The sequence below is a fragment of the Pelomonas sp. Root1237 genome, assembly GCF_001425055.1.
Classification (GTDB): domain Bacteria; phylum Pseudomonadota; class Gammaproteobacteria; order Burkholderiales; family Burkholderiaceae_C; genus Pelomonas.
Genome location: NZ_LMDK01000017.1, coordinates 406,188 through 427,785, shown reverse-complemented (window position 1 = coordinate 427,785; position 21,598 = coordinate 406,188). Strand labels below are relative to the sequence as shown.

The following is a 21,598-nucleotide window of genomic DNA, read 5'->3' as shown; positions in this document are numbered from 1 at the left end:
CCTTTCAGGGCTGGCGCCCCAACACGCGGATCACTTCTTCTTCGGCCACCGGCTTGGCGATGAAGCCGTTCATGCCGGCGGCCAGCGCGGCCTGACGTTCCTGGTCGAGCACGGCGGCCGTGAAGGCGTGGATGGGCAGCTGGGCGGTGATCGGGTCGGCGCGCAGCAGCTGCGTCGCCTTCAGGCCATCGACCTTGGGCATGTGCAGGTCCATCAGCACCCCGTCCAGTCGCCCGGCCTGCTCGCGCGCGAGGCAGACGGCCTGCTCGCCGTCCTCGGCCTCAACGACCTCGGCGCCCAGGCGCTGCAGCAGGGCCGTGATGATGAGGCGGTTGACCGGGTTGTCCTCGGCGACGAGCAGGCGCTGGCCGGCCAGCGGGTAGCGCGGCGGCATCGGGATGCGCTTGCGCGCAGCGGTGTCGTCGATGGTCAGGGCCGTAGGCAGGGCCAGCTCGGCCCAGAAACTGGAGCCGTTCGCGCCGTCGCTCTGCACGCCGACGCGGCCCTGCATGCGTGCGGCCAGCTCGCGGCAGATGGAAAGCCCCAGGCCGGTGCCGCCAAAGCGCCGCGTCGTCGAGTCGTCGGCCTGGGCGAAGGGGCGGAACAGTCGACTCTGCAACTCCAGCGGCACGCCGATGCCGCTGTCCGCGACGACGATGCGCACGCGGCCTTCGCCGGCCGACGACAGCTTCAGCCGGATGTGGCCGCGCTCGGTGAACTTCAGCGCGTTGACGAGGAAGTTGGCCATGATCTGGCGCACCCGCAGCGGGTCGCCGATGACCAGGCGCGGCAGGCCTGGTGCGAGTTCGATCTGCATGTCCAGGCCGCGCTCGCGGCCCAGTGCCGCGCAGCCTTCGAAGCCGGCCTGGGCCAGCGCGTGCAGGTCGAACTCGATGGTCTCCAGCTCGAGATGACCCGCCTCGATCTTGGACAAGTCCAGCACGTTGGAGACGATCTCATTGAGCGACTCGGCCGCCGCCACGAGGTGGGCCAGGTACTGCGGCCGGCGCTCGTCGGGCCCGGCCTGCTGCAGCAGGCGCGCCAGGCCCAGCACACCGTTGAGCGGCGTGCGGATCTCGTGGCTCATCGTCGCGAGGAAGGCGCTCTTGGCGTGGCTGGCGCCTTCGGCCTGCTGCTTGGCAGACCGCAGCTCGCGCTCCTGGCGGCGGCGTTCGGTGACGTCCTCGGCCACCCACAGCGTCGCGTGGTCGCAGTCCTGGTCGTTGCGGCCTTCGCTGCGGCCGGCCAGCGTCGCCGGCAGGCCGCGGGCGTTGAACTGCACGGTGATGCGCCGGCCATCGGGGCGGATGAAGTCGCGCTCGAATGCCAGTGCGGCGCTGGCGACCTCCTGGGCCGAAGGCAGGCAGGCGTGGCCATCGGCCAGCTGCGGCTCGGTGCCGCCGAAGATCTCCTGCCAGTGGCGATTGACGCGCTCGAAGCGCTCGCCGCGCGTCAGCGCGATGCCGACGCTGGCGTGGTCGAGGATGGCCTCGGCCTCGATGCGCGCGCGCTCGCGCTCGGTGATGTCGCGGGCGATCAGCATGGTGGCCGGCTCGCCCTCCCAGTCCAGCGTTGCGGCCGACACCAGCACGTCGCGCCACTCGCCGTGCACCAGCAGGGCCGAGCGGAAGTCGCGCACGATGCCTGACGCGGCCAGCTCGGCGGCCAGGCGCCTGGGCTCGCCGCTGTCGGGCCACAGGCCGAGCTCACGGCCCGAGTGGCCCATCAGCTCGTCGCGCGACAGGCCCACCAGGGCACAGAAGCCGGAGTTGGCGAAGCGGATGCGGCCGTCTTCCATGTGGGCCACGCAAATGGCGTCGGGACTGGCGCGCAGCACGCGGTCCAGCATGTTGGCGGTGCGCTGGTGCTGTTGCAGCGCCAGGCGCTCGCCGGTGATGTTGTGGCTGACGCCGCGCCAGCCAATGTGGCTGCCGTTCGCATCGAAGACGGGCTCGCCCGAGCCCAGCGTCCACAGCAGCCGGCCGTCGGGCGCGCGAAAGCCGTTGATGCGGTCGCGGTAGGCGCGCTTGGCGCGGATGTCCTCCAGCAGGCCGGGGTAGTCGGCGTCGCGCACGAGCATGGCGCCGCCGGGCTCGCCCATGCGCAGGAAGTCTTCGCGCTTGTGGCCGGACAGGGCCTCGAACTCATCGGACAGCATGGTGACGCGGAACTTGGCGTCGGCTTCCCAGGCCCAGTTGTGGGCGGCCTGCACGAGGCGAGCCAGGCGGGCCTCCTCGCCGATGGCGCGCGTCAGTGCCGTGCCCAGGATGCGGTTGAGCAGCAGGGCCGAGGCCAGGCCACTGGTGGCGATCAGGAAGTGGGCGACGAGGCGATCGATCAATTGCGGCTGGCGCGGCGCGCTCAGTCCCAGCAGCAGGCCCTGGGCTTCCATCGCGGCCAGCACGCCGATGGCGGCGAGGTAGAGCACGGTCAGCACGGCTGCCGCCGCATTGCCGGCCACGCCGCCGCCCAGCGCGATGACCAGGGCGCCGGCCGCGAGGATGACGGTGTGCACGCCCAGGCCGATATGGGCCGCGTGGGCGACGAGGGCGATCAGCGTGCCGCCGAGGATCAGGGTTGTGGCCAGCCGCGCGCGGCCGGCGCGGCACAGCAGCCAGCCTGCGCCGCTGACTGCCAGCAACGCCAGCCCGACGACGAGGCGCTGGCTGCCCCACAGCGCGCGCAGGCCGAGAGCGGCCTCGCCGGCGCCGATCAGCGCGGCCACGGTACCCACGACGCCGACGATCCAGATCAGCGTGCGCGCCGCCATCTGCTGCAGCGCGCTTCGGGTGTCGCTGGCGTCAGTCGGCACTGAAGCCATTGCGGGCATGCGTGCCGTCGCAGAAAGGTTTGGTCTGGCTGCCGCCGCAGCGGCACAGCCGCGCCTGCGCGACGCGGCAGACCATGCGGCCGGTGCCGCTCAGCACCTCGATTTGGCCGCGCAGCTGTAGCGGGCCGTTGGGCTCGGGCTCGATGTCGATGCGGCCGTCGCGCGTGGCGGGCATGTCGGTGGGCAGGCCCAGCAGACCGGTCTCGGGCTCGCCAGTCGCGTCGAAGTGGATGTCGTGATGGCTGCCGTCGCAGAAGGGCTTGTTCTTGCTCGCGCCGCAGCGGCACAGCGTGGCGCGCGTGCCGATGGCCTGGCCGCGCAGCACCAGCTCGCCGCGTATGCCATAGGGGCCGGCCTCGCGCACCGACAGCAGGTTGACGGGCGGCGGCGCCTCGTCGTCTTCACCGTCCTTGCGGCGGTACTGGATGGCGCCCGACGGGCAGGCATGGGCAATGTCGACGAGGCGCTCGACGGGCATGGCGTCAGGGTGCAGCCAGGGGCCTTGCACATTGGCGAGAAAGACCTTGGGCGCGCCGGTCACGCAGAAGCGCGCATGGATGCAGCGCTGGGCCTCGAAGCGCAATTCGAGCTTGTCGCCCTGCACGATCTCGATGCCGTCGACGGTCTCCGTGGGTGGCGGGGGCGGTGCTGCCGCGGCAGGTGCTGCGGCGGGTGCTGCGGCGGGTGCAGGCGCGGCGACGGGTGCATTCAGGTCCAGCCCGCGCTCGGCGCGTTCGCGCAGCGACTGCAGCAGGCGTGCCGCGCGGCCGCTGCGTTCGGCCCCGAGCTCGGCGTGCAGGCTGGCCGCTGCGTCGGCGATCTGGCCCAGGCGTTCGACGACGAAGCGCCGCGCGGCCGGCCCCGGTGGCAACGCTGCCGCGTCGCGCAGGGCGGTGAAGCTGACGCCGGCGTTGCAGCCCGGATTGCTCGGGCCGGCAGGCAGCCGCGCGGCATGCTCGGCCAACGGTGTGAAGGCGCGCATCAGGCAGATGCCCAGATCCACCATCAGGCTTTTCTCGGCCGACGGCCCGGGCAGCAGATAGCTCTGGGCCAGCAGGCGCAGCATCAGGCCGTAGCTGGCGTTGGCGATGTCCACCGTCGCCGCCGCGGCCGGGTTCTCCAGCCAGACCCGGCCCTCGGGCCGCGGCGGGCGGCGCAGCACCGGGTTGGTGGCGGCCGGCCAGGCGGGCTCGAAGCCCGGGTGGGTGGCGCGCAGCTGGGCCAGCTCCTCACGGATGGCGGCGAAGCGGTGGTAGTGAGAGGTCGCGCTGTCGCTGGGGGCGCCCTCACCCTGCTGCACGATGGCGTCGAAGGCCGCCAGCGCCGTCTTGGAGCACAGCACATGGCGGGCGCCGCCGAGGTTGAGCTCCTGGGGCCCGAGCTGCAGCCAGCGGTTGCCGCAGAAGGCCACGGCCTCGCCGTGCAGCTCGATAAAGGCGCGCAGGTCGGCACTCAGCGTGGCGTAGAAATGGCCGACGGTGTCGTAGTCGCGCGCCATCGGCGTGACGCGCGGTGCCGTCGAGCCGCGCGTGAACAGGCGCTCGGCGGCAAAGCCTTCGCCGTCCTCTTCAGCGCTGCCCTCGGGGCGCTCCAGGAAGATGAAGTGCTGCAGCGTCGCGTCATTGAAGGGCGCGAGCTTGACGACGACGCGGGCTGGCAGATTGCCGGGGTCGAGCGGGAAGTTGCCGCGGCCGATGCGCGGCGCGCCGCCCAGCGCCGCCGTGATGTTCCAGACCGCCACCAGGTGGCCCATTTCCTCGACGGCGACGGCGATGATCTCGCGCCGCCAGCGCTCGACGGCCTCGGCCTCGACGGCACCCAGCCCCTCGGCCTCGCCCTGCTTGAGGCTGAAGGCCGCGTAGAGATAGGTGCACATGAGGTTGTGCTCGAGCTCGGCGGCCTCGTAAAGGCTGTGCAGCAGTTGCTCGCGGCTGGGGGCCGCGGCCGGGGTTTGAATCGTCATGGAAGCGCGGCCTGGGACTAGCAGCGCGCGACATTAGCACGCAGTTGCGGGATGTCGGCGGTTGTTCGCGGCTACGGGCCGAGCGCCCGGTCCGCAAGCATCGCCCGTCCTCGCGGGACCGATCAGACCGCGCGCGTTCAGCGACGCGAGGCTGGGCGAGGGGCCCACTGCAGGCGCGGCAGCCATGCCAGTGGATCGAAGCGGGCGGCCGGCGCCTCCACCCAGCGGTGGAAGGGCACGGCCAGGCCGTTGGCCAGCAGCCAGGTGGCCACGAGCAGCACCAGGCCGGCTTCGGGTGTCGCGCCCGGCAGATGCGCGAGCAGGGCGTTGCTCAGCAGCAGCACCGGGAAATGCAGCAGGAACAGTGCGTAGGAGGGCGTTGCGGCGCTGGCGAAGGCCGAAGCCAAGGCGGCCGGCAGCAGCTGACGGCCCTCGGCATGGCGGGCCTGCGCCCAGGACAGCCACAACGCCGTGGCCAGCGCCAGGGCGAGGCGGTCGCGCCATTCCACCATCAGCGCGGCGCTCACGGCCACTGCCAGCAGCAGCAGGCCGGCGCGGCGGTGACGCGACAGGCCCAGCCAATGCACGAGAGCGCCCAGGCCATAGGACGCGAAGAAGTAGGGCGCGTAGGCGTCGAGCTCCGGCTGGCGGTTGAACACCCAGGCCGAGGCCAGCGCGGCGGCCGCGACGAGGACGGGGCCGCCGACGAGACGGCTTGGATGCCGCCAGCCGCGCCGTGCCAGCCACAGCAGGCCCACGAGCAGGGCAAACAGCTGCAGGTCGATGGCCACATACCAGGCGCCCACGGTCAGCGCTTCGTAGCCCAGCACGTCATGCAGCAGCAGCGCATGAGCGAGAAGCTGGCCGACGCTGATGTCGGCGGGCACCAGCTCGGGCCAGGACGAAGCGATGAGGCCGGAGATGCCCAGTGTCAGGGCCAGCGCCGCCAGGAAGGGCAGCACCAGCCGCAGATAACGCCGCCACAGCAGCTCGGGCACGGCGGCCTGCAGGGCCTGTCCACGCGGCGACAGGCCGCGCGCGCTGAGATAGCCGCCGACGACCAGGAAGATCTGCACCGACATGCGCCCGTACTGATGCATGGCGCCGGCCAGCAGGGGCAGGGCGGCGTGGGCGGCGCGGGCGATCGGCCCGTAGCTGACCAGGTGGTGCAGCACGATGATCTGTGCCGCGAGCGCCTTCAGGACGTCAAGATGGGGCAGTCGGCCGGCGGGGCTGGACATGATCAATGCGGCCCAGCCGCTGGCACGCGCTGACGCACACCCCGGGAGGGCGGCGAGCGAAGTGGGTGCGGGGGCTGTGGATTCATTGCACAAAAAGAACGGGCCTGCGCAGGCAGGCCCGTTGTCTCGGACATGTGAAATTGTACCGGTGGCGCGCTGGGGAAATCCCCATGGTGTTTCAGCTGGTCACGAAGAGGTGCTTGTTCTTTGCAAACCGCCTCACCCGAACCAGCGGCGCAGCCAGGCGCGCAGGCGCTGCAGCGCGTGGCGGCGCTCGGCCGGCGCGGCACTTGCGGCGAGGGCCGGCGCGGCGGCTGGCGGATGGCGCTCAACCAGCGCGGCCTGCAGGCGGATGAAGAAGTCCTGGGCCAGCTTTTGTGCCGCCGCATCGACCAGACGCGAGCCGATCTGCGCCACCTTGCCACCGACGCTGGCCGTCACGTCATAGCTCAGCACCGTTTCGCTGGGCGACACGGCCTGCAGCTGGACGAAGGCTTGGCCCTTGCCATGGCCGGCCGCGCCGCCCGAGCCCTCGAAGCCGATGCGGTAGCTCTGCGGCGGCGTCAACTCGGACAGTTGCAGCTTGCCCTTGAACCTGGCCTTCACGGGCCCGATGGACACGGCCATCAACAGGTCAAAGGCGTTGTCGCCGGTCGACGTGAGGGCCTCACAGCCGGGCACGGCGGCCTGCAGCATCGCGGTGTCGTTCAGCGCGGCCCAGGCCTGGGCCTGGGACACGGGCAGATGCTGCTGGCCGGTCAGATTCATGCACCGATTCTGACCGTCGGCCCGGCCAACAAAAAGCGCTGCCCGCCAGACAGGGCCTGACGGGCAGCGCGGGAGGCCGGGGGCGCTGTTTACTTGACGGTCAGCTGGTTGTCGACCGACTTCACGCCGTCGACTGCCTTGGCGATGGCTTCGGCGCGGTCCTTCTCGGCCTGCGTGGCGACCTTGCCGGTCAGCTGCACATAGCCGTTGGCGTCGGTCTCGACGTGAACCATGGCCAGCGACGAGATCTTGCTGGTGGCGAGCTGCGTCTTGATCTTGGTCGTCACGACCGAGTCCTTGACCCAGGCCTTGGCCGCGCCGGGCGGCTTGTCATCGGCATGGCCGACCAGCGGCGTGACCAGGGCAGCGGCGACCAGCAGCGAAGCGAGTTGCGAAATCTTCATGACTCTTCCTTTCAATCGGAAGCGGTAGCACTGGATGCGCACCGCCGAAACCGAAATCTAAGCAGTGGGACTGCCCGTGCAGGGCGGACGTTGCGCCGCCTGCCTGTAGGACGTGGGCTATCGCTTCAGGGCGTCGAGCAGGCGGTCGATGCTGTCGAGGTCGTGCACCGGCAGATGGCGAGTCACCTGGGGCAGCAGTGCCTTCACGCCCGCGGCGCGCGGCTGGAAAGCCTTGAAGCGCAGCAGCGGGTTCAGCCAGATCAGCTCGCGGCAGCACAGGCGCAGCCGCTCGGCCTCGAAGGCCAGGTGCGAGCCGCCGTCCTCGGCGTCGCGTTCCAGGCCATCGGTGACGAGCAGCACCGTGGCCGAGCCGCCGCCCAGCACGCGGCGCGCCCAGTCGCGATTGAAGGCATGCAGGCTCTGGCTGATGCGGGTGCCACCGGCCCAGTCCGGCACGGCGGCGGACACGGCGGCCAGCGCCGCGTCGGGGTCGCGGGCTTTGAGCTGGCGCGTGATGCGCGTGAGCCGGGTGCCGAAGACGAAGGCTTCAACGACGGGGGCCTCGCCCGCGCCGCCGGCCGGATTCAACAGGCCCTGGGCCAGATGCAGCAGCACCCGCGAATAGCGGCCCATGGAGCCCGAGATGTCGGCCAGCAGCACCAGGGGTGTCGGGCGGCGGCGGGCGCGCTCACGGGTGGGCAGGGCGAAGTCGCACCGGGCCTCGGCGCGCAGCGTGGCGCGCCAGGCGATGCGGCCTTGCGGCGCGGGCGCATGGCGGCGCGTGAGCTGTTGCGCCAGGCGCGGCTGCAACGCGGCGAGGGCCTGGCGCGCGGCGGCCCATTCGGCGGCCGTCATCGTGTCGAAATCGCGCCGCTGCAGCAGCTCGCGGTTGCTGGCGTCCAGACGCGCCTCGATCTCGACCTGCTCGGCGCGCGGCGAATCGGCAGGCGCGCCAGGAAACAGCGCATCGGCCAGGCGCCGGTTCTCGGGTGGTGGCGGTGCGCCCGCGCGGCCCTGGGCCCGCGGCAGCAGCAGGGCCATGATGCGGCCGAGCAGGTCGGGGTCGCGCCAGAAGACGTGGAAGGCCTGCTCGAACAGCGGCCGGTGCTCGGGCCGGTCGACCAGGCAGGCGGCCAGCGTCGCCTTGAAGTCGGCACGCGAGGCCAGGCCGCCGACTTCCAGCGCCTGGGCGGCGAGCAGCAGCCGGTCGGTGCCTAGGGCCAAGCCGGCCGTGCGCAAGACGCGGCCGAAATGCACAAGGTTTTCCGCCAGGTGGTGCCCCTCGGCCGGCGGGTACACCAGCCGATCCCCCGAGGGGATGCATGCCGGCTCAGGAGCGGCCCAGCGCTCGGCATGCGGGTCCACGGCTCAGCCCTCGACGCTCTGCCGCAGTTCTGCAAGCAGCCTTGCGGCCTCGCTCCCCTGCACGCGGGCGATGTCGTCCTGGTATTTCAGCAGCACGCCCAAGGTCGACTGCACCGTGGCCGGGTCCAGGCTGACGGCGTTCAGTTCGATCAGGGCACGCGACCAGTCCAGCGTCTCGGCCAGGCCGGGCAGCTTGTAGAGGTCGAGCTGGCGCAGGCCCTGCACAAAGGCGACGACCTGCGCGGCGAGCCGCCGCTCGATCTGCGGCAGGCGCGCGCTGACGATGGCGAGCTCGCGCGCGGCATCGGGAAAGTCCACCCAGTGATAGAGGCAACGGCGCTTGACGGCGTCGTGGACCTCGCGGCTGCGATTGCTGGTGAGGATGACCAGCGGTGGTGTGGCGGCCGTGAGGGTGCCGAGTTCGGGGATGGTGATCTGGAAGTCGGCCAGGAACTCCAGCAGAAAGGCTTCGAAGGGCGCGTCGGCGCGGTCCAGCTCGTCGATGAGCAGCACGGGCGCCGGGGTTGTCGTCAGCGCCTGCAGCAGCGGGCGTTCGATAAGGAAGCGGCGCGCAAAGAGTTCGTCGGCCGTGCGCTCACGTTCGTGTGCCTGCGCGAGGCGGATCTCCAGCATCTGCCGCGCGTAGTTCCACTCGTAGGCGGCCGCGGCCAGGTCCAGGCCTTCGTAGCACTGCAGGCGGATCAACGGCCGGCCGAGGGCCGTGGCGAGTGCCGCGGCAATGGCCGTCTTGCCGGTGCCCGGCGCGCCTTCCAGCAGCAAGGGCCGCGACAGGCGCAGCGCGAGGAAGGCGGCTGTCGCCAGCTCGCGCGAGGGCAGATAGGCCTGGGCCTGAAGGGCCTGGGCGACGGCGTCGATGCTGCTGTCCGGAGCGGGATCGGGCACGGCAGGCCTCATGGGTAGTTGGAGCAAGTATGCGGTGGGCTGCGCCTGCTTACATCTGGGCGGGGAAGTTTTGTGCCGCGGGCGGCGTTGTCGGGTTGAGGGACCGAAGCGTCCCGCAGCACTCGATATCCAACGGAGCCCGCTCATGAACACGTCCAAACTCTGCCTCATTGCCACCGCCCTGATGCTGGCCGGCATGGTCCACGCCGAGGAGGTGGCACCGAATGCCGACAAACGCGCCGTCAACCTCGCCGTGCAGCGCGATGGCCAGCGCAATCAGAGCGCGGCGGCGGCGGTCAGCCTGCCCGTGGGTGAGCGCGCCTGGGTGCAACTGGGCGCCGGCCAGTCGCGCAGCCACGACCTGGCCAGTGGCAACAGCGTCAAGCCCCGGCAGGTCGCGGTCGGTGGTGGCGTGGCCGGCAAGGCCTGGCAGGCCAGTGTGAACGCCAGCCAGCGCCGCGACGGTGAGCGCCTGCGCCAGACGGACCTGGCTACAGCGGTGGACTGGCGGCCGGCGGAGGGCGTCAACGTCGGTATCGATGCGGTGAAGCGCAGCGCCCGTGCGCGGGGCACGGTGGCGTCAAGCGGCGGCGCGGCCACGCCGGTCGAGCAGCGCCTGCGGGGCCATGGCGTGGGCGTGCACGGCGCGGTGGCGGTCACGCCGCGCCTGAGCGTCTACGGCGCCGTCATGCGCAACCGCTACACGACGAGCACGACGCAAGCGACGAACAGCGGCGGCCTGCTGGCCGGTGTGCCGCTGCTGGGCAATCGCGTGACGGCCATCAACCGCGACGAGGCGGCGCTGGACCGCAGCCACCAGCTCGGCGCCACCTACCGCGTCAGCGAGCGCGTGGCGCTGAACGGCGAGGTGATGCAGGACCGGCTGCACGATGGCGGCAACCTGCGCAGCGTGCAGATGAAGGCAGCCATCGCCGCGGGGGCCGGCTGGACCGTCACGCCAGGCGTCGGCCGCAGCCGCGGGCCCCAGGGAGGCGTGAACTACGGGTTGCTGGGGGCGAGCTACGCGTGGTGAGGCTCTAAGCTTGGGTCTTCACCCCATGGAAGCCCTGTTATGAACTTCGCCAAGATCGTCGGCGTACTCCTCCTCATCGCCGGCGCCGCCAGCCTGGCCACTGGCGGTTTCAGCTACACCAAGGACAGCACCGTCGTGAAGCTCGGGCCGCTGGAGCTGTCGGCCAAGCAGAAGGAGGAAGTCAATCTGCCGGTGTGGCTGGGCGTGGGCGCGATTGCGGTCGGCGGCTTGCTGCTGGTGTTTGGCGGGCGCAAATGAGGGCCACGCCTGACGACATCCTTCGCTTCTGGTTCCAGGAGATCAAGCCTGCGCAGTGGTGGACGGTGGACACCGCTTTCGACGAGCAGGTCCGCACGCGCTTCGGCGCCCTGCACGAACAGGCCAAGCGCTGCGAACTCTTTGCCTGGCGCGCGGTGCCCGAAGGTCGGCTCGCCGAGGTCATCGTGCTGGACCAGTTCGCCCGCAACATCCACCGCGGCACGCCCGGCGCCTTCGCGGCCGATCCGCTGGCCCTCGCGCTGGCGCAGGAGGCCGTCGCTGCCGGTGCCGACCTGGCCCTGCCGGTCGAGCAGCGCGCCTTCCTCTTCATGCCCTATATGCACAGCGAATCCGCCGCCATCCACGCGGCGGGCGAGCCGCTGATGAAGGAACGCGCGCCGCAAGGCACGCACGACTTCGAGCTCAAGCACAAGGCCATCATCGACCGTTTCGGGCGCTACCCGCACCGCAACACCATCCTTGGCCGCGCGTCGACGGCCGAGGAAGAAGCCTTCCTGAAGCAGCCGGGATCGAGCTTCTAGACGTCGAGCAGATAGACCGTCGCGGCCGCGCGCTCCTCGGCGCTGTGGCCGGCGAGGGCCTTGTTCCATTCGGGGCCCGAAGCGCCCGTCGACGACGACGCGTTGCGCGTCATGACGGCGACCTCTTCGGTGCTGGCATCGAATTCGCCGACCTGCTCACGGCTGTCCAGAAAGAGCTTGGCGACCGGGCCGCCGCTTGACGCGATGACGATCAGGTAGCGGGACACCTGGCGGTGCTCCTGCTGGTTGTGCCGTGACGGCAATTCGTGACCGAAGCCCTGGCTCATCTGGCCTCCTCGCCTGGTTGCAGGCTGCTCAAGTGCCGCCATTGTGCGCCGCCTGCCGCCTCAGCAACCCGGAAGACCAGGTGGCCTGGACATGATCCAATACGGGAAGTGGAACCGATTCCAATCATCAACAACCAGAGACCTGGCGAGGAAGAGACATGCAGTGCAAGCGAGCGATGGTGGCCGTGCTGGCCGTGGGGTTGGCGGCTCCGGCTCTGGCGGCTGAGGTGCCGGACTTCGGCCCCAACGTGCATGTCGTCGACCCGGCGACGCCGGGCCTGCAGGCGCTGATCGACGGCATCTACGCCGCCCAGCAGCCCAACCATTTCGGCCCGCGCCGCGACGCCGTCCTGCTCAAGCCGGGCACCTACCAGGACTTGCGCATTCCGGTGGGCTTCTACACGCATGTGCTGGGCCTGGGCGAGCATCCCGACGACGTCCACGTCATCGGCGACCTGCGCTCAACGGCCTTCCTGGATGGCGACAACGCGACGCAGAACTTCTGGCGCGGTGCCGAGAACTTCTCGGTGACGCCGACGCTGGGCATCGGCGACAACACCATGCAATGGGCTGTGTCTCAGGCCATCCCGTTCCGGCGCATGCATGTGCGCGGCAACATCCGCCTGAACCAGAACAAGGGCTGGGCCAGCGGCGGCTGGTTCTCGGACGTGCTGGTGGATGGCCAGGTCAACTCGGCCACGCAGCAGCAATGGATCTCGCGCAACAGCCAGTGGGGCCGCTGGACGGGTTCGAACTGGAACATGGTTTTCGTCGGCGTGGCTGGCGCACCCGACGGCGAATTTCCGACGCCGGGCCAGCGCTTCACCAAGATTGCGAAGACGCCGCTGGTGCGCGAGAAGCCCTGGCTCTTCATCGATGCCAAGGGGCAGTACGCCGTGCGAGTGCCTGCCTTGCGGCGCGACAGCGCGGGCATCTCGTGGGCGAATGGCGCCGTGGCGCCCGGCAAGACGCTGCCCATCGGCCAGTTCTTCATCGCCAAACCCGGCGACACAGCGGCGACGCTGAACGCCCAGCTGGCCGCCGGCAAGCACCTGCTGTTCACGCCGGGTGAGTACCTGTTGACGCAGACGCTGCAGGTGAAGCGTTCCGGCACGGTGGTGCTGGGCATCGGCTTCCCGACGCTGCGCTCGGACAACGGCCAGCCGCTGGTGAAGACGGCGGACATGGACGGGCTGACGATCGCGGGCCTGTTCCTCGACGCCGGCAAGCAGGACTCTGGCGTGCTGATGGAGGTGGCGCCGGCCGGCTCAAGGAAGCGTCACAAAGCCGACCCCATCGTGCTGCACGACCTGTTCTTCCGCATCGGCGGCGCGGCGGCCGGGCAGGTGGACACGGCCTTGCGCATCAACGCCCATGACACCCTGGTCGACCACACCTGGATCTGGCGCGCTGACCATGGCGAGGGTGTCGGCTGGACCAGCAACCCGTCCGCCCACGGCCTGTGGGTCAACGGCAAGGACGTGACCATCTATGGCCTTTTTGTCGAGCACTTCCAGAAGGAGCAAGTCGTCTGGCAGGGCAATGGCGGGCGCGTCTACTTCTACCAGTCCGAGATCCCCTACGACCCGCCGACGCAAAGCCAGTGGACGAGCCCGACCGGTCGTGGCTACGCGGCGTACAAGGTGGTCGACACGGTGACACGCCACGAGGCCTGGGGCCTGGGCGCCTACAGCGTCTTCCTGAAGCCCGACGTTGTGCTGGACCGCGCCTTCGAGGTGCCAAATCCAACAAAAGCGCCCGGCGTGCGCTTGCGCCACATGATCACCGTCTGCCTGGTGGACAAGGGCAGCATCGAGCGCGTCATCAACGACGCGGGCGACCCGGCGCGCTGCAAGGGCGGCAGCAATACGGCGACGCTGAAGGACTATCCCTGAGGTGTCGGCATCGTCCGACAGTGCATCGCGCTGTCGGACACTGTTTGTCACATGCTGCCGACCTTAGCCTGGGCCCATCTCAAACCAAGGAGAGCGCCATGGGTGCCACCAAGATCATTGCCATCCTGCTGCTCGTCATCGGCGCGGCCAGCCTCGCGATGGGCGGCTTCAGCTACACCAAGGACAAGACCGTCGTGAAGCTCGGCTCGCTGGAGGTCTCGGCCAAGGAGAAGGAAACGGTCAATGTGCCGGTATGGCTGGGCGTGGGCGCCATCGCCATCGGCGGCTTGCTGCTGGTGTTCGGCAGCCGGCGATAAAAAACGGGCGCCCGAAGGCGCCCATGCTGATGCTGCCGAAGAGAAACGGTCAGCCCGCCTCTTTCGCGAGGCGCTCTTCGATGCGCGCCTTGACGGCCGGCAGCGCGGCGGGCAGGTGGAAGGCGAGTTGGGCGAACAGTTCGTCGTGCAGCTTCATCTCGGCCTGCCATTCGGCCGCGTCGATGCGGGTGACGGTGTCGAACTTCTCCGGCGAGAAGTCCAGGCCATCCCAGTTCAGGTCGGTGTAGCCGGGCGTCACGCCAAACACATGCTCCTGGCCGCCGCCAGTGCCTTCCAGGCGGTCCAGCATCCACTTCAGCACGCGCATGTTCTCGCCGTAGCCGGGCCAGACGAACTTGCCGTCGGCACCCTTGCGGAACCAGTTGACGCAGTAGATGGCGGGCAGCTTGGCGCCCGAGGCTTCAAGCTTGGCGCCCAGGTCCAGCCAGTGCTGGAAGTAGTCGGCCATGTTGTAGCCCATGAAGGGCAGCATGGCGAAAGGGTCGCGGCGCACGATGCCCTGCTGGCCGGCGGCGGCGGCGGTGGTCTCGCTGCCCATGGTCGCGGCCATGTAGACGCCCTCGGTCCAGTCGCGGGCCTCGGTCACCAGCGGCACCGTGGTGGAGCGGCGGCCGCCGAAGATGAAGGCGTCGATGGCGACACCGGCGGGGTTGTCCCAGTTGGCGTCCAGCGCCGGGTTGTTGGTCGCCGCCACGGTGAAGCGGGCGTTCGGGTGAGCGGCCTTGGCGCCGGTTTCCTTGGCGATCGCGGGCGTCCAGTCCTTGCCCTGCCAGTCGATGGCGTGGGCGGGCGGTGTGTCCGTCATGCCTTCCCACCAGACGTCGCCGTCGTCGGTCAGCGCCACGTTCGTGAAGATCACGTCGCGCTCCAGGCTGTCCATGCAGTTGGGGTTGGTATGCGAGTTGGTGCCCGGGGCGACACCGAAATAGCCGGCCTCGGGGTTGATCGCGTACAGGCGGCCATCGGCGCCCGGCTTGATCCAGGCGATGTCGTCGCCGATGGTGGTGATCTTCCAGCCGTCGAAGGCGGCGGGCGGGATCAGCATGGCGAAGTTGGTCTTGCCGCAGGCGCTCGGGAAGGCGGCTGCGACGTGGTACTTCTTGCCTTGCGGGTTCTCCACGCCCAGCACCAGCATGTGCTCGGCCAGCCAGCCTTGGTCGCGGCCCATGGTGGACGCGATACGCAGCGCGAAGCACTTCTTGCCCAGCAGCGCGTTGCCGCCGTAACCCGAGCCATAGCTCCAGATCTCGCGCGTTTCAGGGAAATGGACGATGTACTTGGTCTTGTTGCAGGGCCAGCTCACATCGGCCTGGCCTTCTGCCAGCGGTGCGCCCACGGTGTGCACGCAAGGCACGAAGTCGCCATCCGTGCCCAGCAGCTCGATGACGGCGCGGCCCATGCGCGTCATGGTGCGCATGTTGACTGCGACGTAGGGGCTGTCGCTCAGTTCCACGCCGATGTGGGCGATCGGGCTGCCCAGCGGCCCCATGCTGAAGGGCACCACATAGAGCGTGCGGCCGCGCATACAGCCCTTGAAGAGGGCCGGGGTTCCGTCAGCTTGACCGGTCTGCAGCAAACTGCGCATCTCGGCTGGGGCCATCCAGTTGTTGGTCGGGCCGGCGTCTTCCTTCTTCGCGGAGCAGATGAAGGTGCGGTCCTCGACGCGGGCGACGTCGCTGGGGTCGGAGTTGGCCAGGTAGCTGCCAGGGCGCAGCGCGGGGTTGAGTTTCTTGAAGGTACCGGCGGCGACGAGCTGATCGCACAGCCGCTGGTATTCGTCGGCGCTGCCGTCGCACCAATAGACGTCGGCGGCCTCCGTGAGGGCGGCGATCTCGGCCACCCAGGCAATCAGCCGGGCGTTTTTGACATAGGCGGGCAGGTTCAGCCGCAGCCCCTGCATGGCGGGTTGGTTCATGGCGAAAGCTCCAATCATGGGAATGTGTTTGGGGCAGCTGGCGAGCTGGCCCAAGCACACCGAACCTGAGGAGGTGGATTGTCGAATCCAATGTAATCACGCCGTAACCACCGGGATCGGTGGGGGTCATGCAAAACAGGAATAACACCATGCCAGCGCGGCCGCGCAGCTCACGGCGGTGGCGAAGTGGGGCTAGGGTTTGCGCGAAGAGTGCGTGAAACTTGACGCAACTTCCTGGGTCGTCAGCCCTCGAGTCGCGTACCCAGCCGCCCCAGCACCAGCAACGCCACGGTGGCCGTCAAAGCAGCAAGGCCGGCCAGGCCCACCAGGCCGAAGCGATCCGCCAGCGCCGCGAACAGCGGCGGGCCACTGACCGAGCCCAGGTTGCCCAGTTGCACCAGCACGCCGGAAGCGCGAGCCTGCTGGGCCGGGGTGGGGTTGAGCTGCGGGATCAATGTGGACGCGGCGCCGCCGCCCAGGCCGGCGCAGGTCAACGTCAGCAGTGCCAGCGCCTCGGTGGGTGCGCCCACGAGCGCCGCTCCGGTCAGCGCCAGTGCCGCGGCGCCAAAAGCCAGGTACGCCAGGCGCACCAGCTTCAAGCCGCCCTCGAAGCGCCGCGCGGCCCATCCTGCCGCCAGCGTGCCCGCCGTGGCCATCAGCGGCAGCACCGTGTGAAAACCGCCCTGACCCTGGCCGCTGAAGCGGGGCACGAAGGTGATCAGCGCGATCGTCGGGAAGGCATAGAAGAAGAACGCCAGGCCGGGCAGCGCGGTGCGCAGGTCGGCATAGACCTCACGGTGCAGGGCCAGCACACCGGCTCGCGCGCCCGCCATGACCGGCACGGGCGCCGCACGGACGTCGGCCACCCACAGCCGCACCGCCAGCGCCGCCAGGGCCAGCAACATTGCATGCCCTGCGAGGGCCTCGCGCGGCGCCAGGCCCTGGGGCAGCAGGCGATCCAGCCCGGCCAGCACGGCGAAGGCCAGGCCCACCACCGTGGCCCACAGGCCCATGACGGCGGTGCGGTGTGGCGGCGCGCAGGCGTGGATCAGCAGCGTCGGCGTGGCTACCATGATGGCCAGATGGGCCGCGCCTTCGGGCACACGGCTGGCCCAGAACAGGCCGAAAGGCGGCAGCAACGCTTGCAGAGCCGACAGCAAGGCGCCGCCGCTCAGGCCGATCAGCAGCAGGCGGCGATAGCCCACCCGCGGCGCGAGCCAACCCGCCACGACGCCGCACAGCAGGCCCACCACGCCGACGGTCGACAGCAGCAAGCCCATGCCGGCGGGCGAGGCGTTGTAGACCGCCTGCAGCCGCGTGAACTCGATGGAAATCTTGGCGAACTGGCCGCCGGCCAGCACGCCGCAGGCGCACAGCAGCAGAACGATGGCCCAGCGGGTGCGGGCGGGGGTGTCGATCATGAGGGAATGGCAGCAGGAGCGGCCGCCATGTTGCCAGCTGTGCTGGGGAATACTGAGGCATGACGCACTGATTCAGCGGCATCTTCGCCTGCCGTCGCGCTCTGGAGAAACGATGAAGCCTGTTCCGTCTGCGCTCGCGCTGCTGATGCTGCTGGTCGCGCCGCTGGTCGCCAACGCGGCGGATGCCTCCCGAACGCCGGCAAGCGTCTCGCCGCCGCTGCCGCAAACCGCCCCCGGGGAGCGGCTCGGCACCCTCCTGAACGTGCTCAATAGCGGTGACGCCATTGCGTTGCAGGCGCTGGTCGCCGACAGCTTCGACGCCGCCGAACGAGACCGCCAGTTCGCCGCGGGACAGGTCCAGGATCTGCGGCGCCTGCATGCGATGACAGGCGGCCTGGCGCTGCGTCGCGTCGAGCGGTCGAGCGCCATCGGGATCGAAGCCCTGGCGCAAGGCTTGGCGACGTCTGCCTGGTACCGCCTGTCGGTCTTTACCGCCGCCAAGCCGCCGGAATTCTCCGAGCCGGCACCACCCCACAAGATCGTCGCCTTGGGAATCGGCTCGGCCAACGCGCCGCCGGAACTGGCCGAGGCCGGGCTGGACGGGCGGCATTGGCGCGCACGGCTGGATGGGCTCATCGACTTTCTCGCTGCGAGCGACCGGTTCTCGGGCGCCGTGCTCGTGCAAGGCGGCGGGCGCACGCTTTACGCGCGGGCCGTGGGTGATGCGGATCGGGATGCCCATGCCCGCAACGTGCTGCGCACGCGCTTCAACCTGGCCTCGATCACCAAGATGTTCACGGCCGTCGGCGTGGGCCAGCTGGTGCAGGCGGGCAAGGTCCGGCTGTCGGACCCGGTCGGCAAGCTGTTGCCCGAGCTGGCCGACACCGAGCTGGGACGGCAGGTGACGGTGCACCACCTGCTGTCGCACACGTCCGGCATGGTCGGCGCACGGGAAGCCATCGAGAAGGGTTTGGAACCTCCGCGCACCGCGCGTGGCGTGGCCGAGATGACGGCCTCCTTCATCGGCGCCCCGCTGGCCTCTCCCCCAGGCCAGCAATTCAGCTACAGCAATGCGGGCTATGTCCTGCTGGGTGCCATCATCGAGCGGGTGTCGGGCGAGCCCTATCGCGACTACGTGCAGCGGCATGTGTTCAATGCGGCCGGCATGCGCGACAGCTGCTTCTGTTCTCCCACCGACGGCAGGCATCGCGTGGCAACGGCCCACGAGGATGCGCCGTCCGGCGGCAAGGCGCCGAGCACCGCGCGCCTGCCCTTGATCGGGTCTCCGGCCAACATGGCTTTCGCCACGGTCGGCGACATGGCCCGCTTCGCCGACGCGCTGTATCGCGGCCGCCTGTTGAGGCGCGACCTGGTCGAGCAGTTCTGGACCGGTGTGACCGAGCAGCCTGATGGCGTCGAATACGGCTACGGGGCCCATGTCGAGCGGTACAACGGCCGCCGCGTCGTCTGGCACGGCGGCGGCGCGCCGGGCGCGACGAATCGGTTCGAGATGTTTCCCGACGAAGACGTGACGGTCGTCGTGTTGTCCAACATCGATACCGAGCCGGAACTGATCACGAGCAAGCTCCGGGAGTGGCTGTCCGCACGCCGGCCCGCCGCGCCGCAGACCGCGCCGCCGCCCCTGCTCGCGCTGTCGGTGCAACCCGTGCAGGCCGCGTTGGCGCCGGGCGACGAAGCGGCCTTTGACCTCGTCGTCGCCAACCGGGGCGGGCCAGCCCACGCGGTCGTTGTCAATTTCGAGGTCAAGGACGAGGCCGGCAACAAGGTCGGGCAGCAATTCTTCGCCGACCAGAAGCTGGACACCTTGCAAACCCGGACGTTCCGCTTCACCTGGGCGCCGAAGGAGAAGGGCCGATACCGCATCGGCGCCGGCGTCTTCGGCCCGGGGTGGGGCAGCAAGCTGTTGGTCGAGGACAGCCTGGCGGTCGTGCAGGTGCCGTGAGCACTTCGAGCACTTCGCGGCCGTGGGCTGCCTATGGGTCCGCGGCCAGCTGGTGACCGCTTCAGCTGCCGTGCCAGCGTTTGGCCGCCCGCCTCACCACTTCGGGCAACAGGTGGTTCTCGGCCTCGACGCGCCGCAGCCAGGATGCATCGTTGCCAATGCCGTTGATCTCGCGGCGCATGTATTGCAGCGCGGCTTCCGCGTGCAGGTCACCGGCGTGGGTGTCCAGCTTGGTCAGCACATGGATCAGGTCGTCGCGCAGCACGCGGTGGTCACCGGTCTCGGGATCGACGAAGGTGCCGTCCAGGCCGAAGCGGCAGGCCTGGAAGCGGTTGAAGGTGTAGGGCAGGTAATCGTCTTCGCTGAGCTTGAACGGTTTCTCCACCGTGATCCAGCGCGCCAGGCACTGGATGAAGCCGGCCAGGGCCGCCGCCTTCTCGATGGTCAGCGGCGTGTCAAGCACGCGGACTTCGATGGTGCCGAACTCGGGCTTGGGGCGGATGTCCCAGTAGAAGTCCTTCATGCCCGAGACAACGCCGGTGCGGGTCATCTTGGCGAAGTAGGCCTCGAAGTCGGTCCAGGTTTGCACGAACGGCGCACGGCCCGACAGCGGGAAGGCGAAGACCGAGTTCAGGCGTGCCGAATCGAAGCCGGTGTCCTCGCCCTGCACAAACGGAGACGATGCTGCCAGCGCGATCAGGTGGGGGATGAAGCGGCTCATGCCGTGCAGCAGCACCAGGGCTTCGTCGGCGCTCGGGCAGCCGATGTGGACATGCTGGCCGAAGATGGTGAACTGCTTGGACAGGTAGCCGTACAGCGACGACAGCTCATGAAAGCGCGGCGTCTCGAAGATGCGCTGGCGCTTCCAGTGCTGGAAGGGGTGGGTGCCGCCGCCGCACAGACTCACGTCCAGCTTTTCGGCACAGTCCACCAGCGCGTCGCGGATCTGGCCCAGCTCCGACAGCACCTGGCCGAAGCCCGTGCAGACGCCGGTGGCCAGCTCGATCATGCTGCTGGTGATCTCGGGCTTCACGTCGCCCGGGATGCTGCGCTTTTCCATCAGCCGCATCAGGTCACCCGAGACAGGCGCGAGGTCGTAGTCGTCGCTGTTGACGATCTGCAGTTCGAGCTCGACACCGAGGGTGAGCGGCTGCGATTTGGAGAAATCACCCAGGCTCATTCAACGGCCTCCTTGTTGCGTGGGACGCGCTTGGGCGCGGGCGGCAGTTCCCCGGCCAGGCGCAGCGCGAACTGCACGGCGATGGGGCCGATCAGCTCCAGCACGGCGATGCTGGCCAGGATGATGGGCACGGCGCCAGCGGCCAGTTCAGGCTCGGCGCGCATCAGCTCGCTGAGCATGACCAGGGCGGTCGCGGACAGCGGCGTCATCGTGATCGATAGCGCCAGGCCCTGGCGCCAACTGGCCTTGGCCATGGGCGCCAGCGCCACGATGGCCACGGTCTTGGCGATGAAGCGGGCTGCCAGCAGCGCCAGCGCGGCGAAGCCGCCGGCGACGAGGATCTTGGGCGACCAGGCCGAGCCGACGATGACGAAGAGCATCAGCACCAGCGCCCCGCCCGAGGTGCCGAAGTGACGCGGCCAGACCCAGGGCCGGTCGCTGGTGTTGCGCAGCAGCAGGCCCGCCAGCAGCGGCATCAGCAGCGTCGACACGCCGATGGCGCGCGCGGCGACGATGGCGAAGGCGACCAGGCCGAACAGCAGCAGCACGGCGCTCTCGTTGCGCAGGTCCAGTCGCCGCGCGACGAGGTAGACGGCGCCCGCCAGCAGCGCGGCCAGCCCCAGTGTCGTCAGCAGCGAGATCGCCAGGCCAGCGAGCGCCTGCGACAGGCTGCCGCCGTCGTCGGCCGCCCACCAGGTGCGCATCAGGATCAGCGCGACAACGGCGTACAGCGTGTTCAAGGCCGTCAGCAACGAAGCCCGCTGCGTGACTTGACCCGCAGCCCCCAATTCCATCGCGACGCGCCCCGACACGGCGGCGGGCGCCGGCATGGCCAGGATGGCGCAGGCGATGGCCGTCTGCCAGCTGAGGTCGAACAGGCGCAGTACGAAGGCCACCGCCAGCGCACTGAGCAGGGCTTCGGCCAGGCTGGTCAGCGCCAGGCCAGGGTTGCGGACCAGCCAGCGCAGGTGCACGCGGCTGCCGATCTCGAACAACAGCAGGCCCAGGGCCAGGTCGGTCACAGTCTGGGCCGCGCCGGCCAGCGGCATCGCAACGCCGTGGCCGAAGGCAGCGGCCACGCAGCCTGCCAATGTGTAGCCGACCACGCGCGGCAGCCGCGTCGTCGCGGCGATGAATTCGCCGGCCAGAGCGCCGGCCAGCAGCACGCCAACGACGAACATCAGCGCGCTGGACGGAGGAACGGCCAAGCCGGCCCAGACCCGCGCGCCGGTGTCTAGTGCATTCATAGGCTCTCCCTAAAAGTTTTGGCCGAAGCCTAGACGCACGGTCGG

General features: G+C 69.7%; 18 protein-coding genes. 6 read left to right on the top strand and 12 right to left on the bottom strand.

Features of this window, described 5'->3' with window-relative positions; translation table 11 throughout:
- Nucleotides 1-4: 4 nt before the first annotated feature.
- The 7 genes from ASC91_RS19860 to ASC91_RS19830 form a co-directional block, all read right to left on the bottom strand.
- Nucleotides 5-2,821: an ATP-binding protein gene (locus tag ASC91_RS19860; RefSeq protein WP_157281857.1), complete on the bottom strand. Its 2,817-nt coding sequence runs from the start codon at nt 2,819-2,821 to the stop codon at nt 5-7.
- Nucleotides 2,802-4,793 (bottom strand): ferritin-like domain-containing protein, encoded by a 1,992-nt coding sequence (locus ASC91_RS28955; protein WP_082532835.1) that lies wholly within the window; start codon nt 4,791-4,793, stop codon nt 2,802-2,804. Before ASC91_RS28955 ends, ASC91_RS19860 begins: the two co-directional genes overlap by 20 nt.
- A 137-nt stretch (nt 4,794-4,930) precedes the next feature.
- Entirely contained in the window at nt 4,931-6,034 is a 1,104-nt protein-coding gene (locus ASC91_RS19850) for an acyltransferase (RefSeq protein ID WP_056200724.1), read from the bottom strand.
- Nucleotides 6,035-6,253: 219 nt separating this feature from the next.
- On the bottom strand, nt 6,254-6,802 hold the full coding sequence (locus ASC91_RS19845; RefSeq protein ID WP_056200716.1) for a CoxG family protein: 549 nt from the start codon (nt 6,800-6,802) through the stop codon (nt 6,254-6,256).
- Nucleotides 6,803-6,891: 89 nt separating this feature from the next.
- On the bottom strand, nt 6,892-7,206 hold the full coding sequence (locus ASC91_RS19840; protein ID WP_056200713.1) for a BON domain-containing protein: 315 nt from the start codon (nt 7,204-7,206) through the stop codon (nt 6,892-6,894).
- Nucleotides 7,207-7,323: 117 nt separating this feature from the next.
- Nucleotides 7,324-8,571, bottom strand: coding sequence for a VWA domain-containing protein (locus ASC91_RS19835; RefSeq protein ID WP_235532037.1), 1,248 nt, complete (start codon nt 8,569-8,571; stop codon nt 7,324-7,326).
- A 3-nt stretch (nt 8,572-8,574) separates the two neighbouring features.
- Complete coding sequence (locus tag ASC91_RS19830) at nt 8,575-9,474, bottom strand: MoxR family ATPase (RefSeq protein WP_235532036.1); 900 nt, start codon at nt 9,472-9,474, stop codon at nt 8,575-8,577.
- Nucleotides 9,475-9,619: 145 nt separating this feature from the next.
- On the opposite strand from ASC91_RS19830, the gene ASC91_RS19825 reads away from it, so the two are divergent.
- The 3 genes from ASC91_RS19825 to ASC91_RS19815 are packed head-to-tail and all read left to right on the top strand — an operon-like array spanning nt 9,620 to nt 11,307.
- The gene (locus tag ASC91_RS19825; protein ID WP_056200709.1) at nt 9,620-10,507 is read left to right on the top strand and encodes a hypothetical protein; all 888 of its coding nucleotides are present in this window, start codon (nt 9,620-9,622) and stop codon (nt 10,505-10,507) included.
- Nucleotides 10,508-10,546: 39 nt separating this feature from the next.
- On the top strand, nt 10,547-10,765 hold the full coding sequence (locus tag ASC91_RS19820; protein ID WP_056200707.1) for a hypothetical protein: 219 nt from the start codon (nt 10,547-10,549) through the stop codon (nt 10,763-10,765).
- Nucleotides 10,762-11,307 (top strand): DUF924 family protein, encoded by a 546-nt coding sequence (locus tag ASC91_RS19815; protein ID WP_056200704.1) that lies wholly within the window; start codon nt 10,762-10,764, stop codon nt 11,305-11,307. Before ASC91_RS19820 ends, ASC91_RS19815 begins: the two co-directional genes overlap by 4 nt.
- On the opposite strand, the gene ASC91_RS19810 is transcribed toward ASC91_RS19815, so the two are convergent.
- Nucleotides 11,304-11,594, bottom strand: coding sequence for a hypothetical protein (locus tag ASC91_RS19810; RefSeq protein WP_235532035.1), 291 nt, complete (start codon nt 11,592-11,594; stop codon nt 11,304-11,306). The two genes, ASC91_RS19815 and ASC91_RS19810, sit on opposite strands and share 4 nt — an antisense overlap.
- Nucleotides 11,595-11,752: 158 nt before the next feature.
- Between ASC91_RS19810 and ASC91_RS19805 the strand changes: the two genes are divergently transcribed.
- Entirely contained in the window at nt 11,753-13,489 is a 1,737-nt protein-coding gene (locus tag ASC91_RS19805; protein ID WP_200955312.1) for a hypothetical protein, read from the top strand.
- A gap of 98 nt (nt 13,490-13,587) precedes the next feature.
- Nucleotides 13,588-13,806: a hypothetical protein gene (locus ASC91_RS19800; protein WP_056200702.1), complete on the top strand. Its 219-nt coding sequence runs from the start codon at nt 13,588-13,590 to the stop codon at nt 13,804-13,806.
- Nucleotides 13,807-13,855: 49 nt separating this feature from the next.
- Here ASC91_RS19800 and ASC91_RS19795 read toward each other — a convergent pair whose 3' ends face one another.
- Both ASC91_RS19795 and ASC91_RS19790 read right to left on the bottom strand, forming a co-directional pair.
- Nucleotides 13,856-15,742, bottom strand: a complete 1,887-nt coding sequence (locus ASC91_RS19795; protein WP_056200699.1) for a phosphoenolpyruvate carboxykinase (GTP) — start codon at nt 15,740-15,742, stop codon at nt 13,856-13,858.
- Between the two features lie 242 nt (nt 15,743-15,984).
- Nucleotides 15,985-17,163 carry an MFS transporter gene (locus ASC91_RS19790; protein ID WP_056200696.1) on the bottom strand — a complete coding sequence of 393 codons (1,179 nt, stop codon included), beginning with the start codon at nt 17,161-17,163 and terminating at the stop codon, nt 15,985-15,987.
- 112 nt (nt 17,164-17,275) lie between these two features.
- On the opposite strand from ASC91_RS19790, the gene ASC91_RS19785 reads away from it, so the two are divergent.
- Nucleotides 17,276-19,126, top strand: a complete 1,851-nt coding sequence (locus ASC91_RS19785) for a serine hydrolase (RefSeq protein WP_056200693.1) — start codon at nt 17,276-17,278, stop codon at nt 19,124-19,126.
- Between the two features lie 61 nt (nt 19,127-19,187).
- On the opposite strand, the gene ASC91_RS19780 is transcribed toward ASC91_RS19785, so the two are convergent.
- Complete coding sequence (locus ASC91_RS19780) at nt 19,188-20,306, bottom strand: YbdK family carboxylate-amine ligase (protein WP_056200690.1); 1,119 nt, start codon at nt 20,304-20,306, stop codon at nt 19,188-19,190.
- Entirely contained in the window at nt 20,303-21,553 is a 1,251-nt protein-coding gene (locus ASC91_RS19775; RefSeq protein WP_082532833.1) for a cation:proton antiporter, read from the bottom strand. Before ASC91_RS19775 ends, ASC91_RS19780 begins: the two co-directional genes overlap by 4 nt.
- Between the last annotated feature and the right edge of the window lie 45 nt (nt 21,554-21,598).

Bases quoted from the DNA above. Each gene is read 5' to 3' on its own strand.
- ASC91_RS19860 (WP_157281857.1), bottom strand. From the start codon at position 2,821: ATGGCTTCAGTGCCGACTGACGCCAGCGACACCCGAAGCGCGCTGCAG.
- ASC91_RS19800 (WP_056200702.1), top strand. From the start codon at position 13,588: ATGGGTGCCACCAAGATCATTGCCATCCTGCTGCTCGTCATCGGCGCG.
- ASC91_RS19780 (WP_056200690.1), bottom strand. From the start codon at position 20,306: ATGAGCCTGGGTGATTTCTCCAAATCGCAGCCGCTCACCCTCGGTGTC.
- ASC91_RS19790 (WP_056200696.1), bottom strand. From the start codon at position 17,163: ATGATCGACACCCCCGCCCGCACCCGCTGGGCCATCGTTCTGCTGCTG.
- ASC91_RS19825 (WP_056200709.1), top strand. From the start codon at position 9,620: ATGAACACGTCCAAACTCTGCCTCATTGCCACCGCCCTGATGCTGGCC.
- ASC91_RS19805 (WP_200955312.1), top strand. From the start codon at position 11,753: ATGCAGTGCAAGCGAGCGATGGTGGCCGTGCTGGCCGTGGGGTTGGCG.
- ASC91_RS19820 (WP_056200707.1), top strand. From the start codon at position 10,547: ATGAACTTCGCCAAGATCGTCGGCGTACTCCTCCTCATCGCCGGCGCC.
- ASC91_RS19845 (WP_056200716.1), bottom strand. From the start codon at position 6,802: ATGAATCTGACCGGCCAGCAGCATCTGCCCGTGTCCCAGGCCCAGGCC.
- ASC91_RS19775 (WP_082532833.1), bottom strand. From the start codon at position 21,553: ATGAATGCACTAGACACCGGCGCGCGGGTCTGGGCCGGCTTGGCCGTT.
- ASC91_RS19840 (WP_056200713.1), bottom strand. From the start codon at position 7,206: ATGAAGATTTCGCAACTCGCTTCGCTGCTGGTCGCCGCTGCCCTGGTC.
- ASC91_RS19850 (WP_056200724.1), bottom strand. From the start codon at position 6,034: ATGTCCAGCCCCGCCGGCCGACTGCCCCATCTTGACGTCCTGAAGGCG.
- ASC91_RS28955 (WP_082532835.1), bottom strand. From the start codon at position 4,793: ATGACGATTCAAACCCCGGCCGCGGCCCCCAGCCGCGAGCAACTGCTG.
- ASC91_RS19795 (WP_056200699.1), bottom strand. From the start codon at position 15,742: ATGAACCAACCCGCCATGCAGGGGCTGCGGCTGAACCTGCCCGCCTAT.
- ASC91_RS19785 (WP_056200693.1), top strand. From the start codon at position 17,276: ATGAAGCCTGTTCCGTCTGCGCTCGCGCTGCTGATGCTGCTGGTCGCG.
- ASC91_RS19810 (WP_235532035.1), bottom strand. From the start codon at position 11,594: ATGAGCCAGGGCTTCGGTCACGAATTGCCGTCACGGCACAACCAGCAG.
- ASC91_RS19815 (WP_056200704.1), top strand. From the start codon at position 10,762: ATGAGGGCCACGCCTGACGACATCCTTCGCTTCTGGTTCCAGGAGATC.